Annotated in this window: 10 protein-coding genes and 1 pseudogene; 5 read left to right on the top strand and 6 right to left on the bottom strand. The window is 38.4% G+C overall.

Annotation, left to right across the window (positions count from 1 at the left end):
• Positions 1-73: 73 nt before the first annotated feature.
• A pseudogene (locus AAC851_RS13290) lies at positions 74-214 on the bottom strand (transcription elongation factor GreAB); the annotation flags it as partial.
• Positions 215-588: 374 nt separating this feature from the next.
• Between AAC851_RS13290 and AAC851_RS13285 the strand changes: the two are divergent.
• The gene (locus AAC851_RS13285; RefSeq protein ID WP_005084391.1) at positions 589-1,698 is read left to right on the top strand and encodes a transglycosylase SLT domain-containing protein; all 1,110 of its coding nucleotides are present in this window, start codon (positions 589-591) and stop codon (positions 1,696-1,698) included.
• 48 nt (positions 1,699-1,746) lie between these two features.
• On the opposite strand, the gene AAC851_RS13280 is transcribed toward AAC851_RS13285, so the two are convergent.
• Both AAC851_RS13280 and ttcA read right to left on the bottom strand, forming a co-directional pair.
• Entirely contained in the window at positions 1,747-2,130 is a 384-nt protein-coding gene (locus tag AAC851_RS13280) for an SCP2 sterol-binding domain-containing protein (RefSeq protein ID WP_004640249.1), read from the bottom strand.
• Positions 2,131-2,326: 196 nt separating this feature from the next.
• A complete protein-coding gene (ttcA, locus tag AAC851_RS13275; protein ID WP_004640251.1) occupies positions 2,327-3,232 on the bottom strand; it encodes a tRNA 2-thiocytidine(32) synthetase TtcA in 906 nt (301 codons plus the stop codon).
• Positions 3,233-3,727: 495 nt separating this feature from the next.
• Between ttcA and AAC851_RS13270 the strand changes: the two genes are divergently transcribed.
• Together AAC851_RS13270 and htpX are read left to right on the top strand one after the other, a co-directional pair.
• Positions 3,728-4,591, top strand: a complete 864-nt coding sequence (locus AAC851_RS13270; RefSeq protein ID WP_125502858.1) for a lytic transglycosylase domain-containing protein — start codon at positions 3,728-3,730, stop codon at positions 4,589-4,591.
• A 217-nt stretch (positions 4,592-4,808) separates the two neighbouring features.
• Entirely contained in the window at positions 4,809-5,714 is a 906-nt protein-coding gene (htpX, locus tag AAC851_RS13265) for a protease HtpX (protein ID WP_004640254.1), read from the top strand.
• A gap of 63 nt (positions 5,715-5,777) precedes the next feature.
• On the opposite strand, the gene AAC851_RS13260 is transcribed toward htpX, so the two are convergent.
• The 3 genes from AAC851_RS13260 to AAC851_RS13250 form a co-directional block, all read right to left on the bottom strand.
• On the bottom strand, positions 5,778-6,356 hold the full coding sequence (locus tag AAC851_RS13260) for a DUF4112 domain-containing protein (protein ID WP_005084386.1): 579 nt from the start codon (positions 6,354-6,356) through the stop codon (positions 5,778-5,780).
• Positions 6,357-6,432: 76 nt separating this feature from the next.
• Positions 6,433-7,770, bottom strand: a complete 1,338-nt coding sequence (mgtE, locus tag AAC851_RS13255) for a magnesium transporter (RefSeq protein WP_075315057.1) — start codon at positions 7,768-7,770, stop codon at positions 6,433-6,435.
• A gap of 279 nt (positions 7,771-8,049) precedes the next feature.
• Entirely contained in the window at positions 8,050-11,151 is a 3,102-nt protein-coding gene (locus AAC851_RS13250) for an efflux RND transporter permease subunit (protein WP_075315055.1), read from the bottom strand.
• Positions 11,152-11,492: 341 nt separating this feature from the next.
• On the opposite strand from AAC851_RS13250, the gene AAC851_RS13245 reads away from it, so the two are divergent.
• Together AAC851_RS13245 and AAC851_RS13240 are read left to right on the top strand one after the other, a co-directional pair.
• The gene (locus AAC851_RS13245; RefSeq protein WP_005089467.1) at positions 11,493-13,106 is read left to right on the top strand and encodes a phosphoethanolamine transferase; all 1,614 of its coding nucleotides are present in this window, start codon (positions 11,493-11,495) and stop codon (positions 13,104-13,106) included.
• Positions 13,107-13,312: 206 nt separating this feature from the next.
• Positions 13,313-14,452 (top strand): glycerophosphodiester phosphodiesterase, encoded by a 1,140-nt coding sequence (locus AAC851_RS13240; RefSeq protein WP_005089465.1) that lies wholly within the window; start codon positions 13,313-13,315, stop codon positions 14,450-14,452.
• Positions 14,453-14,491: the final 39 nt, after the last annotated feature.

The raw sequence follows: 14,491 nt of genomic DNA, 5'->3' as shown, positions 1-14,491 counted from the left end.
ATACTATTAATAAGTTATTGTAAATAAAATAATATTTTTTAAATAGTATAGAAAATGGGGCTATATTAAAAGAATCAGCGTTCTCAGAGCGATCGCCTAAACTCGCAGCCCAATTCACTTTTTTAGTGATTTCAGGCCGTTCATCATGCCAAAGTTTCTTTAATTCAGCGACCAATAAGTCATGGCCCGTACGGGTAATTAAGTTTGATTTCATAAGAAGAAAATACGTGAAGATAACAATCCGTTTACAAGTTTTTGCATTGTATTCCTTATTTCACCATCACTAAAGTGTATAAATTTTATTCTTTTTTAAATCATGTGTTTGTGATGTATTTATCATTTATTTTTGGCTCAAAATTTGACAATCTGTTTTTGGACGCTTATTATGCGCCCCTAAGTTAGTTTTTTGTTTATTTTTTATACACTTTGTGAATGATGTGTAACATCTGCATCATTTTCCCGATTAACCCAATGTCATTTTGAATGACGTCATGACTTGCCCACCCTTATTGAATTTATCAACTTTTAAAAGTTAAGGCATCGTTTTGCTGAACTTTTAGGGCATAAATTACCTGTAGCGGAGACAACATGCACAGTAATTCAAGTTCTGGGTCTAGGCCTAGCCTTAACTCTTTATCTTCTAAACTCCCGTTTCAAGCTTTAGCATTAGGTGTTGTAATTATTCCCTTCAATAGCTTAAGCGCAGAAAAATCTCACCAGTACAATACTGTTGTAGCAAAAAATGTTTTAACTGTGGTTGCCGTAGAAAACCCAACCATCGTATTTAAAGAAGATCAATTCTTACATGGCTTTGGTTACGATTTAGCGCGTAACTATGCACAAAGCTTAAATGTAAAACTTGATTTTAAAACAGTCCCAGACAATGCAACTGCATTGAAATGGATTGCACAAGGCAAAGCCAATTTCGCAATGACCACTTCAACAATTGCAGATATTGAAAAGAAACAATTGGTTTCATTCTCAGCAAGTTGTGGTGATCAAGCAAGTTTAAGTAGTAATGGTTTAAACCCCCAATTAAATTGGGTATTTAAACAAGCTGATGATCCTTTAACACTTACTGCCAGTGGTTTTGTGTGCCAAAGCAAACAACTAGGCACGACCCAACAACTTGCTTCCTTTTATAATCGTAATGTGGTTAAGCCAGAATCATGGTCTATCATTCAAAAAGACTTGAATCAGCGTTTACCTATTTATAAGGCAAGTTTTAAGCAAAGTGCTTCTAAATACAATCTAGACTGGCATCTATTGGCTGCCATTGGTTATCAGGAATCCTATCTAAAACCGACCTCTGTTTCACCAACAGGTGTACGTGGGATTATGATGCTCACCAATAACACGGCGAGAGCAATGGGTGTAACCAATCGCACTGATCCAGTACAGAGCATTCAAGGTGGTGCAAAGTATTATGACTTGATGCTGGATCAGTTTGCACATGTCCCTTATCCCGACCGTAATTGGTATGCGCTTGTAGCGTACAATATGGGACCTGGAGCAGTCGGACAAATTCAGAAGCGTATCCAAGCCCAAGGAAAAGATCCTAACCAATGGGTGAACTTATATGATTATTTACAGCGTAACCAAGCTCGAAATGGTCGTTATAAACAAGCCGTGCAATACGTAAAACGTATTCGTACCTATTTAGAACATATCAAGACCAGTAACTTGATCAATGTCTAAAGCAAAAAAAAGCTTACCAATGGGTAAGCTTTTTTTTTTGCTGATCACTTAAGCAGTTTGCTCAAGTACTCTTTTAAATAAATCTTTTTGCTCTTGGCTTGGTTTTGCAGTTTGCAATGCCATTAATTGAGACATATCGCCTTGGACTTTGATTTTACCTGTCATGAATGCTTGCATTGCAGCAGCCATGTCAAACTCTAAGAATACTTTACGTAAAGTCTCAGCATCCATATTTAAAGTTGTTTTAGCATTTGAAGACAAACCTTTTTGGATCTTACCAGCATCAAGAGCTAGCTCAGTATTACCAGCTGCATCTGTTACAACTAAGTTAATCGCTAAATTCGCAAGCGCTGGTGGTAAGTTTAAATCACCTGCTTCAGCAGTAAGTTTATCGACTGTTGCAAACCAATCATCAGTTAAAAATGCAGCCATGATTATTCCTCAAATGTATTTGTTCAATTTCTTGTGTTATCTATCCAGACAACATCACATGAAGCAATTTGCTCGTGCCATGTTATAGCACGTATATTTTATTTTAGGCTATGATTTTTTGTACGTAGGATCCAAATTTTAAAAAAATTATAAAGAAAAGGCACTTAACAAAGTGCCTTTTAAAAATTTTTACATTTTAATCAGCTGCAAAACTTAAATTGACCACATCGAGACGATTTTTCAGCTCTTCAGGATCTTTGAGATCAAACTCACGCTGCCCATCTAAAGCTTCAAAATCAAATAATTCGCGGTCAGCCAATTGTGACGGTGATACGTTCTGTAAAGCACCGAAAATGCTGTGTAGACGTTTTGGATATTGCTTATCCCACTCACGCAACATATCGTTGATTATAGCGCGTTGCAGGTTTTCTTGAGAACCACACAAATTACACGGGATAATTGGGAACTTACGCATTTCTGCGTATTTAATAATATCTTTTTCTTCAACATACGCTAAAGGGCGAATTAAGATATTCTTTTTATCTGATGAAAGAAGCTTAGGCGGCATTGCCTTTAAACTTCCACCATGGAATAAATTTAAGAAAAATGTTGCCATAATGTCATCACGATGATGACCTAATGCCACCTTAGTTGCGCCAATCTCTTGTGCAAAACCATACAGCGAACCACGACGTAAACGAGAACAGACCGCACAATAGGTCTTACCTTCAGGCGTTAATCGCTTGGTAATGGTATAAGTGTCTTTTTCCAAAATGTAATATGGAATATTATTTTCTTCCATATAACGTGGAAGAACATCTTCTGGGAAACCAGGTTGTTTTTGGTCAAGATTGACCGCAACAATGTCAAAATTAATCGGTGCGATACGTTTAAACTGCAACAAAATATCAAGTAAGGTGTAGCTGTCTTTACCACCAGACACACACACCATGACTTTATCGCCATCCTCGATCATTTTATAATCACGAATTGCATGCCCCACTTGGCGACGCAGTTTTTTCAACAGGCGATAATAGGCCGAACTGGTTGGAAGTTCTGGCTTGAAATTAAATCCTTGGTTGGACTCCACTGGCGCGTACATAGACGTGATTAACTCATAAACAAAAACACTGCGAGATTTTATCTGAATTCGAAAAAAACCGCACCAAAAGAATTTTTCAATTTCTTTCTATCGTCATATTCAGATTTCATACTGGTAAAATTCTGATCAAAAATTATAAAAATTGCCTAGATTGCTTATATTTCAAACTTTTCCACAGTTTTCCACAAAAACTGTGGATAAAATTGTGGATTTCTTAGCTATTGACAAACTGTTTTGATCAGATAATAAGGCTTTTGATTAAATTGATCATTTTTTGATCAGTTATTTTAAGCATTAATAATCAATAGCTTATATAAGTCAATACTTCAATTTTAAAAAAAATTAAATTTTTTTTTGCTGAACATTCGAACAAAATGACTTGATTTTTTGTTAGACAGCAAAATAAAAAAAATTGTATTAAAACTCCATTTTTTGCATTTTTTTGTTACACTGCGCTAAGGAATTAAAGCTCATCTATTTGTGAATATTATAACGATGAACAAAATAACGTATTTGATGACCTTCTGTTTGGGGACAATCGGTTTTTTTTATAACTCTGCACATGTTCATGCAGGGCAAACCATCTATCAATTCAAAGATACTAACGGTACAACCTTACTCACCAACAAGAAGAAAGCGGAATATAGCCATTTAAAAGTCGTTAAAGCGACTTATTATCCTGACAGTAATATTCACACCTATAGCAATTGGGGTAAAACAGAGGCCTCTGTGCTTCCCAGCTATAGTCGTAACAGAAATGCTTTTGATCACCTCATAAGACAAGCAGCACAACAACACGGTGTATCTGAAGGATTAATTAAAGCAGTCATGCATACTGAGTCGGGATTTAACGTCCGCGCGCGCTCCCCAGTAGGTGCCCAAGGCTTAATGCAATTAATGCCTGCAACCGCTCGACGATTTAATGTTAGTGATGCATATGACCCACAACAAAATATTTTTGCTGGTGCTCGCTATTTAAGCTGGTTATTAAAACGTTTTAATGGCAATACCGAACTCGCACTGGCTGGTTATAATGCTGGCGAAGGTAATGTTGATAAGTATGGTGGTATTCCACCTTTTCGTGAAACGCAAGATTATGTACGTCGCGTAACTAGCCGTTATCAAAACTTGTATGCTTCTGGTCTAAGCAGTGTGACGACGAATAATGCATTGATGGCACAATCCGTCAGTTATTCAAATGCTGACTTACCAAGTAATCTATCCACTAGCAGCCCCGCCCCAAAACAATATAACCGTCAAATTATTACACTTGCAGATGGAACATTTACAGATGCACCTGCGGGCACCTATTCAACTGCAAATGCCTCAGCATCTGCACACATACGATTGAGTGATTAAACTGTACATTAAAACAACGATACATCTTCATAATGTGTACTTATTTAGCGCATTAAAATGATTTTAAGTTGTTGTTTCTTCATTCATTCATCATTTTAATACTGAAATACAATTCCATCCATTTTTTTCTTGAATTTTTAGGGTTCAGCCTGCATATTATGGTGATGATTTATATTTATAAATCAGATCACTTTTTCTTTATAAGAGGGTTTTCTCAATGATGCGGATTGGTTTGTTCTTGCTAACCAACCTCGCGGTACTGGTTGTAGCTGGCATTATTTTGTCACTCTTCGGTGTCGGTAGTTACCGTAGTGCGGGTGGCTTAAATCTAGGCAACCTATTAGTCTTCTGTTTTGTCTTTGGTATGGTGGGTTCATTTATTTCCCTCTTCATGTCAAAGTGGATGGCTAAAAAAACCACTGGGACTGAATTAATCGACCCGAATGCACCTCGTAATCAGGCTGAAGCGTGGTTGTTGCAAGAAGTTTCTCAATTATCTCAACGTGCAGGTATTAAAATGCCTGAAGTGGGGATCTTCCCATCTTATCAATCAAATGCATTTGCAACTGGTTGGAATAAAAATGACGCACTAGTAGCTGTTTCGACAGGTCTATTAGAACGCATGAACAAAGATGAACTTCGTGCCGTACTTGCACACGAAATCGGACACGTTGCGAACGGTGACATGGTTACACTTGCCTTGATTCAAGGTGTAGTCAATGCCTTCGTTATGTTCTTTGCACGTGTTGCAGGTGACTTTATCGACCGTAATGTCTTTGGTCGTGAGGATGGGGAAGCACCTGGTCTTGCTTATTTCGCTATTACCATCGTATTAGATATTGTGTTTGGTATTTTAGCATCCACAATCGTAATGTGGTTCTCTCGTCAACGTGAATATCGTGCAGATGAAGCTGGTGCTCGTTTAGCAGGTAAAGATGCCATGATTTCTGCACTGCTTCGCTTACAAGCTGAGTCAGAAATGCCAGATCAAATGCCAAAAGAAATGAAAGCATTTGCAATTACGGAAGGTAAGGAACAAGGCTTTAGCTTAGCTGCTTTATTCCAAACTCACCCAAGTATTGAGCAACGTGTTGCTGCGCTCAAACAATTGAATGTTCATTAAATCAAACAGATTCAAAAACAAAGCCTCCTATATGGAGGCTTTGTTTTTTTATGAGTATCTCGCTCAATGAAAGGATTGATACCATTGCCATAAAAAACTAAATCCAGCCCATATAGCAACCACCAATAAAATAAGAATGGCAATGCCCAATAAATCAGGTATCCGCAACCAGATCCAACTCACAATAGGGTTACGCCAAAATGCTGAAGTTTTTTGCTTTTGTTCTAATGCTTCATGTAAAAAAGGATGCACCACATGGATATCACTTCGCACCTGATATTCTTCACGAATATGATCATGTACGATGTCTAAGGTCTTGCGGCTAGGACGGATAAACACATCAAAAATTGTCCCGACGATCGGGACAAAACCAACAAGCATATCCAAGATTGCCAGCTTCACCACTCCATTCAATTTATGTTGCGGAACACCAACCTCTCTGGCTTTTTTAAATGCATAGAGCGTTAAAATAAATCCTGCGATGTCACCTGCAAAGGGAATGGTACTCAATGCGGCATCGGCACCCACCCCTTGTTTAGTAAATGGGATACGCACCAAACTATCCATGGTGTTGGCAAATTTTGCTAAATCACGCTCTACTGCAATCGCCTGCTGTTGCGTTAGTTTTTTTTGTTGGGTCATTCAGTCAGCCTAAGATACATAGTTCTATTGATGATAAATTAGCATATCAATTTTTTCGGTATATTTTGTTCTGTAATTAAAACAAAATCATCGATGCAATAAAGAGATAGATCAATACTCCCATTGCATCACAAATCGAAGTAACCAAAGGCGCAGATGCACTGGCAGGGTCAAAACCAAATCGATTTAAAATAAAAGGCAGACTCATACCAATCAAGCATCCCATGAGTACGATTCCAACCATACTAAATGCCAAAACCAATGCAACTAATGCATCACCACGTACATAACCAAGGAGTGAAACAGCAATTGCCATCGTTCCACCTAAGCATAACGCGACTAAACTTTCTCGACCTAATAAATAAAACCAATCTCTAAATTGCACATCACCTGTTGCCAATGCTCGCACCATTAATGTAGATGACTGAGATCCTGCATTTCCCCCACTCCCAACTAAAAGTGGTAAGAAAAACACCAAAACAAGATGTTGCGCAATGACATCTTCATAATGTGCGATTCCGATACCCGATAACAGACTACCAAATACTAAAAAAACCAACCAAAAAACGCGTTTCTGATACAACTGTAAGATAGGTGCGGACTTTATACTTAGTTTAGTGGTTGCATTGACAGCCCCTACTTTTAAGAAATCTTCTGTTGCTTCTTCACTGGCAACATCCATTGCATCATCGTAAGTAATAATCCCCACCAAAGCTTGTTGTGCATCCACAATCGGTAAAGCAAGCAAATCATAACGCGCCATAATTTTAGCAATGTGGTCTTGATCGTCATCAACACGCGCACTAATCACATCACGTACCATCAACTGTGCAACTCGTGTTTCTGGTTGTGCCAAAACCAATTCACGCAAAGACACAACACCGATCAGATGCCGTTGTTCATCAATAATATAAGCCTGATAAATCGTTTCCGCGTCTGGGGCATCCTTACGTAATGCCTCTATTGCTTGAGCAACAGTAAATTCAGGTTTTAGCGTCACATAATCCGAAGACATGATCGCCCCCGCTGTGCCTTCGACATAATCTGCAAGACGGCGGATGTCTTCTCTTTCAGCTTGGGCTAATGCGGGTAATAGAGTTTCCTGCTCACTCGGATCTAAACGTTTAAACAAATCAGCACGATCATCGGATGGCATTTCACTTACAATCTTTGCCAGTACTTGACGAGGCATTTCTTGTGCGATCAGCATTTGCTGTTTCGCAGGGAACTCCGCAAAAATATAGGCACGTTGTGGTAAATGCTCGAGCAAATAAGCTGCATAGCTTGGGATCATTTGTTGTAATAATTCAGCCAAGTCGGCAGAGGGAACACCTTTGAGTAAAACGAGTGCTTGATCGAGGTGATGGTTTGCAACAGTTTCGTTGAGTAGTGTGATTAATTCATTTCTTGACATGCGAATCTCCTAGCCCAAACACATTCGGCTAGGTCGCAGACATAATTAATCGTGCGCGTAAAAACCTAGCGTATTTAGGGAATATTTAAGGTAGTAAGTACTTGATCGAGACCTACAACTCTGTGTGTCCATTTTTTAGATAAACTCTCAATTGAACCGTTTATACGGCGCATGAATAATAAAGGCTTGAACCTAATGGCTCAAGCCCTATCTCTATGAAATATGTCTTATTTTGTTTCAATCTAAACGACGTTCATCAAATATGACATTTTTAGAAATTTAATGTTGAATGACCGTATTCGCTTTGAAGATGGAGCGAATCAGCACATACATTAATGGAATAAAAATAAGTACTAATATCGTACCAAATACAACACCTCCAAAAACGCTATAACCGATTGCTTGGCGGCTCAAAGCCCCAGCTCCCGTTGAAAACATTAATGGAATTACCCCTGCGCCAAAGGCAATCGATGTCATTAAAATTGGGCGCAATCTTAACCCCGCAGCACGCAAAGCCGAATCCAATAAAGATTTTCCTTGCTGTTGTAAACTCGCAGCAAACTCAACCATTAAAATGGCGTTTTTACAGGACAGTCCTATGGTCGTCAGCAAAGCAATTTGGAAATAAATATCATTGGCGAAACCAAACCAATAACTAAACAAAATTGTTCCACCGATCCCTAATGGAATTGCAGCCATCACCACAGATGGTATCGACCAGCTTTCATATAAAGCAGCCAAACATAGAAAAATGAAGGCAATAGAAATCACGTATAACCAAATTGCTTGATTACTAGACTGTTGCTCTTGATAAGATAAACCACTCCATGCCAAGTCAATACCAGGCATATTATTTGCAAGTTCTGTCAAGGCTTGCATGCCTTGACCACTACTAAAGCCATTCGCGGAATCAGCTTCTAACTCTATCGAAGGATAGCCCATAAAACGTTGTAAAGATGGCGGTGCACCCTGCCAAGACACTTGACTAAACTGAGTAAATGGAATCATTTGACCTTGTGCATTTTTTACATGCCAAAAGCCCAAATCTTCTGGTTTTGAGCGATACGGTGCATCACCTTGTAAATAAACACGCTTAATTCGGCCACGATCAATGAAGTCATTAATATAACTGCCACTCCAGGCTGTCGAAATCGTTCGATTAATTTCACTCACATTTAAGTCATGCAACATCGCCGCGCGATGATCAATTTGAAGGTTTAAAACCGCCTGATCATCATTGGTTTTTTTATCTAGATTTTCAATACTCTCTAGTGCGTTACCTTGTTGTTGTAACTCTCTAAATGAGGTTAATAAGTTATCCCGTCCCATTCCCTGGGTATCTTGTAGCCAAAAATCAATTTTATCGGAATTACCTAAGCCACGAATCACAGCAGGCATAACCACCATGATTCTTGCTTGATTGTTTTGTGCAAAATGTTTCATTGCCCGTGCACGAATCGCTTGTGCACTATTTTCACTTCCCTGACGTTCATCCCAATGTTTTAAAGATACAAAAGCTTGTCCAAGATTTTGCCCTGTACCTGAAAAATTACGACCATGAATCACCATAATACCATTGAGATTATCTTTTTCCTCACTCAAAAAGTAATCTGAAATCTGCTGACCCACAAGTTGAGTTTGACTCATGGGAGTCCCTTCTGCGAGACGGAATTGTACTCCTAAAAGGCCTTGATCTTCTTGTGGTAAAAAGCTGGTCGGTAATTCGCGATACACCCAAGCAAAGGCACTGATTAACACGATAAATGAAACAATCGCCACCGACTTTACCTGAATTGCTTTTTTTGCAAGCGCTAGATAAGCAGTCCTAACCCGATCTAACCCTCGCTCAAAGCTTTGAGCCCACTTTGCTTTTTGATGCTGCTGTTTTAAAAGAATTGCGCATAAGGCAGGTGTCAAAATTAAAGCAACCAATAAGGATAAAGACATCGCTGCGACTAAAGTAATCGAAAACTGACGATAAATAATGCCCGTCGCACCTGTAAAAAACGACATTGGAATAAATACGGCGGTCAACACTAAAGTGATACCAACCAATGCTCCACTGATCTCTTGCATGGATTGAATACTGGCTTGTTTAGCATCCAACTTTTGCTCATGCATGATACGTTCAACGTTTTCAACTACCACTATCGCATCATCGACGAGTAAACCAATCGCCAACACCATGGCAAATAAAGTCAAAGTGTTAATACTCATCCCTAAAACTGCGAGCACAGCAAAGGTTCCTAAAATCACGACAGGAACTGTAACCGCAGGAATCAGCGTTGCTCGCCAATTCTGTAAAAACAGGAACATCACCAAGACCACTAAAATGATCGCTTCAATCAAGGTCGCTAGTACTTGAGACATTGACTCTTTAACAAATGGCGTATCATCCCGAGGATAAACGACGATATATCCCTCGGGTAAATCCTTCTTAATTCGTTCTACTTCTTGATAAATAAGATCAGCCGTTTGCATCACGTTGGCACCCACAGCTAAAGATACCGATAATCCAGAAGCTGGGTAACCATTTAAACGGTTAAACACTTGATAGTTTTCTGCCCCCACTTCAATACGCGCAATATCTTTTAAGTAAACTAAACTGCCATCTCCATGGGCTTTTATAATAATTTGTTCAAATTGCTCAGGTGTTTGTAACAAGGAGCCTGAAGTCACTCTTGCATTTAAATATTGATCTTCGGTACTAGGAAGCTGTCCAATGGCCCCAGCAGCCACTTGCGCATTTTGACTTTCTAAAGCTGTTCTAACTTCACTGACACTTAGTTGGTATTGTTGTAACTTTTTTGGATCTAACCAAATTCTCATCGCATATTGTGAACCAAACACACTGATTTCACCCACACCTTCAATACGACTCAAATTTAGTTCAAAATGATTGGTTAAATAGTCTGAAATATCAATATTGGTAGAACGGCCAGATGAATCCGCCAATCCAATTACCATAAATGAATCACTCAGAGATTTTCGAACGGTTACCCCTTGTCGTTGTACATCTTCTGGTAGACGGTTAATGGCACCATTAATTGCGTTTTGCACTTGAACCTGTGCTTGATCTGGATCAGTACCTTGTGCAAAAAACAGACTGATCCGACTATTACCGCTAGCGTCACTACTAGAACTAAAATAAAGTAAGTGATCAATCCCTTTAATTTGTTGTTCTAATACTTGGGTAACACTATCTTCTACAGCTTGTGCATCTGCACCACTATAACTCGTTGCGACAGTGATACGTGGTGGCGCAATATCTGGATATCGCTCTACCGGTAAGTTTAATACCGCGAGTAAGCCAACAGCCATGACGATAATTGCTAAAACACCAGCAAAGATGGGACGATGAATAAAAAACTTAGATAACATGGCTGTTCATTCCGTTCCAGAAACAGTCAATTTTTCAAAAAGATAGGTGGAAGATCAATTAAAGTAAGTACAGATTTTAAGCTTGATCATCTCTAAGTCATTATCAAAATACCATCCCTATTAACATATCATTTCAAAAAGTGCTAATTAAGGAGGAATCGTGGATTTGTACGATTTAATATCGACCAAATCTCCATCGATTTGCTACAGATTATTTTGACTAAAAAGTATTTAATTTAAATCGCTTTGCTATCAATTACTTCATAAATACAGATTGACAGCCACGTAAGTAAATCAGATAGTAGCACGCTTATTGCCACCCCCTATTTTATTCGTCATTTATGAAAACCACGCTGCAAAACTTTAATATTCTTCTATTAATTTTGCTGCCAGCATTAATTACTGGTGGTTTATTAATTTTTTCTGGCAATTTATCTGACGGATTGAGACTTGGTTTTTTATCATTACCAGGCGTTATTTTCCTAGTTCTTGCAGCAACACAACGCAAATTTTATTGGTATCTTCTTTCTATCCTTTGGTGGTTTATTTTCTGGTTCGATTCGTTGCTTCGCTCAAGCACTTGGATCTTGTTCAGCAGTGATAATGAAGCTTATTTTATTATTGAGGCGATTGCGAATACCAGTTATGCAGAAACGTGGGAGTTTTTCCAGCTTCATATGCTCACCATTCTATCGGTATTATTTGGTCTCATCGCATTGACAGTTGGATATAACATTGCGGCATTTAAATACTTAAAAGAAAATAGCTTTAAACAACTTTGGAATAGTCGGTTCTATCGTATTTGTATCATTTTTTTGGTGCTATTAACCTTAACCAGTTATCTCATGAAGCCTTCTCGCAAAGTACATCCCGTTGTATTTTGGACGAATTATCATGAGAAAATTCAAGATTTCCGCGATCGAATCAAACAACATAAGAATGTACATCAACAATGGGATCAAAGTGCACAACAGAACCTGATTATTCAAGATCCAAGCAAACTAAAACAAACCCATGTTTTAGTACTTTCTGAAAGTATCACGAGTCTTGATTTAGGTCTTTGTGGTTATAGCAGAGACACTACGCCAGAACTTAACAAACGAATAGATCAACTTAAAGTCTTCTGTAATGCTTTTTCACCATCGCCTTCGACGATTAATGCTTTGCGTGTGTTACTGACCGAAAGCCCAGCAGCAGAATATAAAACATATTCACCCGAAAGTATCTTGGCTTACGCACGAGCAGCTGGTTATAAAATTTACTGGATCAGTAATCAAGATGATATTTATCTTTCATCTTTATTCGGTGCTTATGCGGATAAAGCCATCTATAAAAACACCCGCTCAGGTCGTAGTAGCACATCTTTAGATGAAAAATTAATCCCTGCTTATGAACAAGCTTTGGCTGATCCTGAACCTAAAAAACTAATTATTCTGCATATGATTGGCACACATCCAAACTATCAAGAACGTTATCCAATTGCGTTTAATAAATTTAATAGTAATAGTAATGATGCTGTAGAAATGTCACTCAAGAAAAATGATATTGATCCGTGGATTCGTTCAATGCGCAATCATTATGACAATGCCATTTTATATCAAGATACTTTATTGGCTCAGTTCTTTGATGCCTTAACCACTCAAAAGGATCTAGATCAACGTTCATTTACCGTGGTATCCGATCATGGCAATGAAGTAGGTCACGAGTTAGACTATGCAGGACATAGTCCAAATACTAAAGCAGGTTATCAAGTGCCTGTCATCATGTGGTATGACCATATGCCATCTGTTGGCGTCGATCTCACTACAACTTTAAATACGGCTGAACTAGACAATAATCTGATGAAGATCATGGGTCTGAAGGACAAATATGCGCCGCCTCAATCGTATTGGTTTGATTCCAACTATCACTTTAACCCTGAAGTAAATTGGCCCTACTGGCAAAAGAAGCATTAAGCATCATCGATCTGAGTAGAGTCTAGTGATACACACAAATACTCTTGATTGATCATTTTTAACAAATGATAAAGCTTGTTGCTTACCCAGCAAGCTTTACACCACAATTTTCTTTTTATTTTCACAAAATAATCATCAAACTGTCATCCATTTGATAAATTTTATTTGCAAACTAATACAATTAATAAAAGCACATGAGTTTTACGATGTTAAAGAAATCCGTTCTTAGTCTCTGCCTTTTTACGCTTGTTGGTTGCAACAACGATAACAACGATCAATCAAATACGAACAAAACAGAATATCAGCTCCCCCAGATTTTAGTGGTTGGGCATCGAGGCGCGAGTGCACTTCGTCCTGAACATACATTGGAAGCATATCAAAAGGCCATTGATGATGGCGCAGACTTCATCGAACCAGATTTGGTTTCGACTAAAGATGGCGTTTTGGTCGCTCGTCATGAAAACGAAATTAGTGGAACAACGAATGTTGCCAGTCTTCCAGAGTTTGCAAATCGAAAAACAGAAAAAGTGATTGACGGTGTCCGCTATGAAGGCTGGTTCACTGAAGATTTTACCTTGCAAGAATTACAACAACTCAAAGCACGCGAACGTATCCCACAATATCGACCGGCGAATCAACAATATAATGATTTGTATACAGTACCGACATTAGAACAAATTATTGAATTGACGGAAGCACACTATAAAAAGACAGGTAAAATTATTGGTCTTTATATTGAAACTAAACACCCAACGTTCTTTCAACAACAAAACCTTGCTATGGAAGATACACTACTTAAAACCCTAGCAAAATATCGCTACACAAGAGATATCGCACCAGTTTATTTACAGTCGTTTGAAGTGGGAAATCTTAAATATTTAAAACAACAGCTCGACCAACATAAAAGCATCAAACATGCACAACTCATTCAACTCTATGATGAAAAAACAACAAAACCCGCAGATTATGTGGTGCAAAATATTAAAACAACTTATGCAGATATGGCCACCGCTGAAGGTCTAAAAGAGGTTGCAACTTATGCAAATGGTGTTGGCCCTTGGAAGCCATATATTTTTGAAGATGAGGAAATGACCAAAACCACATCGTTTATCACTGATGCTCATCAAGTTGGCTTAAAAGTTCATCCTTATACTTTCCGTCCAGAAAATTATTATATGCCCGATACGTTAAAGTGTGCGGATAAAGAAAATGTTTCTGAACGCTGCCCAGATGGTGCAATTAAAGAAATGCAGTTATATTTTAAAGCAGGAGTAGATGGTATTTTTGCTGATGATCCAGCAATAGCCCGCAAAGCAGTCCAAAATTATTTAGGTCAAAGCAAATAAGTTTTATCATTGATGGGGAGAACCACATGGTGCTCCCCT

It is taken from the genome of Acinetobacter sp. HZNU-JH01, from assembly GCF_037996845.1.
Lineage (GTDB): Bacteria > Pseudomonadota > Gammaproteobacteria > Pseudomonadales > Moraxellaceae > Acinetobacter > Acinetobacter haemolyticus.
This window is presented reverse-complemented; position numbering and strand designations above follow the sequence as displayed.

Bases quoted from the DNA above. Each gene is read 5' to 3' on its own strand.
- AAC851_RS13285 (WP_005084391.1), top strand. From the start codon at position 589: ATGCACAGTAATTCAAGTTCTGGGTCTAGGCCTAGCCTTAACTCTTTA.
- AAC851_RS13280 (WP_004640249.1), bottom strand. From the start codon at position 2,130: ATGGCTGCATTTTTAACTGATGATTGGTTTGCAACAGTCGATAAACTT.
- ttcA (WP_004640251.1), bottom strand. From the start codon at position 3,232: ATGTACGCGCCAGTGGAGTCCAACCAAGGATTTAATTTCAAGCCAGAA.
- AAC851_RS13270 (WP_125502858.1), top strand. From the start codon at position 3,728: ATGAACAAAATAACGTATTTGATGACCTTCTGTTTGGGGACAATCGGT.
- htpX (WP_004640254.1), top strand. From the start codon at position 4,809: ATGATGCGGATTGGTTTGTTCTTGCTAACCAACCTCGCGGTACTGGTT.
- AAC851_RS13260 (WP_005084386.1), bottom strand. From the start codon at position 6,356: ATGACCCAACAAAAAAAACTAACGCAACAGCAGGCGATTGCAGTAGAG.
- mgtE (WP_075315057.1), bottom strand. From the start codon at position 7,770: ATGTCAAGAAATGAATTAATCACACTACTCAACGAAACTGTTGCAAAC.
- AAC851_RS13250 (WP_075315055.1), bottom strand. From the start codon at position 11,151: ATGTTATCTAAGTTTTTTATTCATCGTCCCATCTTTGCTGGTGTTTTA.
- AAC851_RS13245 (WP_005089467.1), top strand. From the start codon at position 11,493: ATGAAAACCACGCTGCAAAACTTTAATATTCTTCTATTAATTTTGCTG.
- AAC851_RS13240 (WP_005089465.1), top strand. From the start codon at position 13,313: ATGTTAAAGAAATCCGTTCTTAGTCTCTGCCTTTTTACGCTTGTTGGT.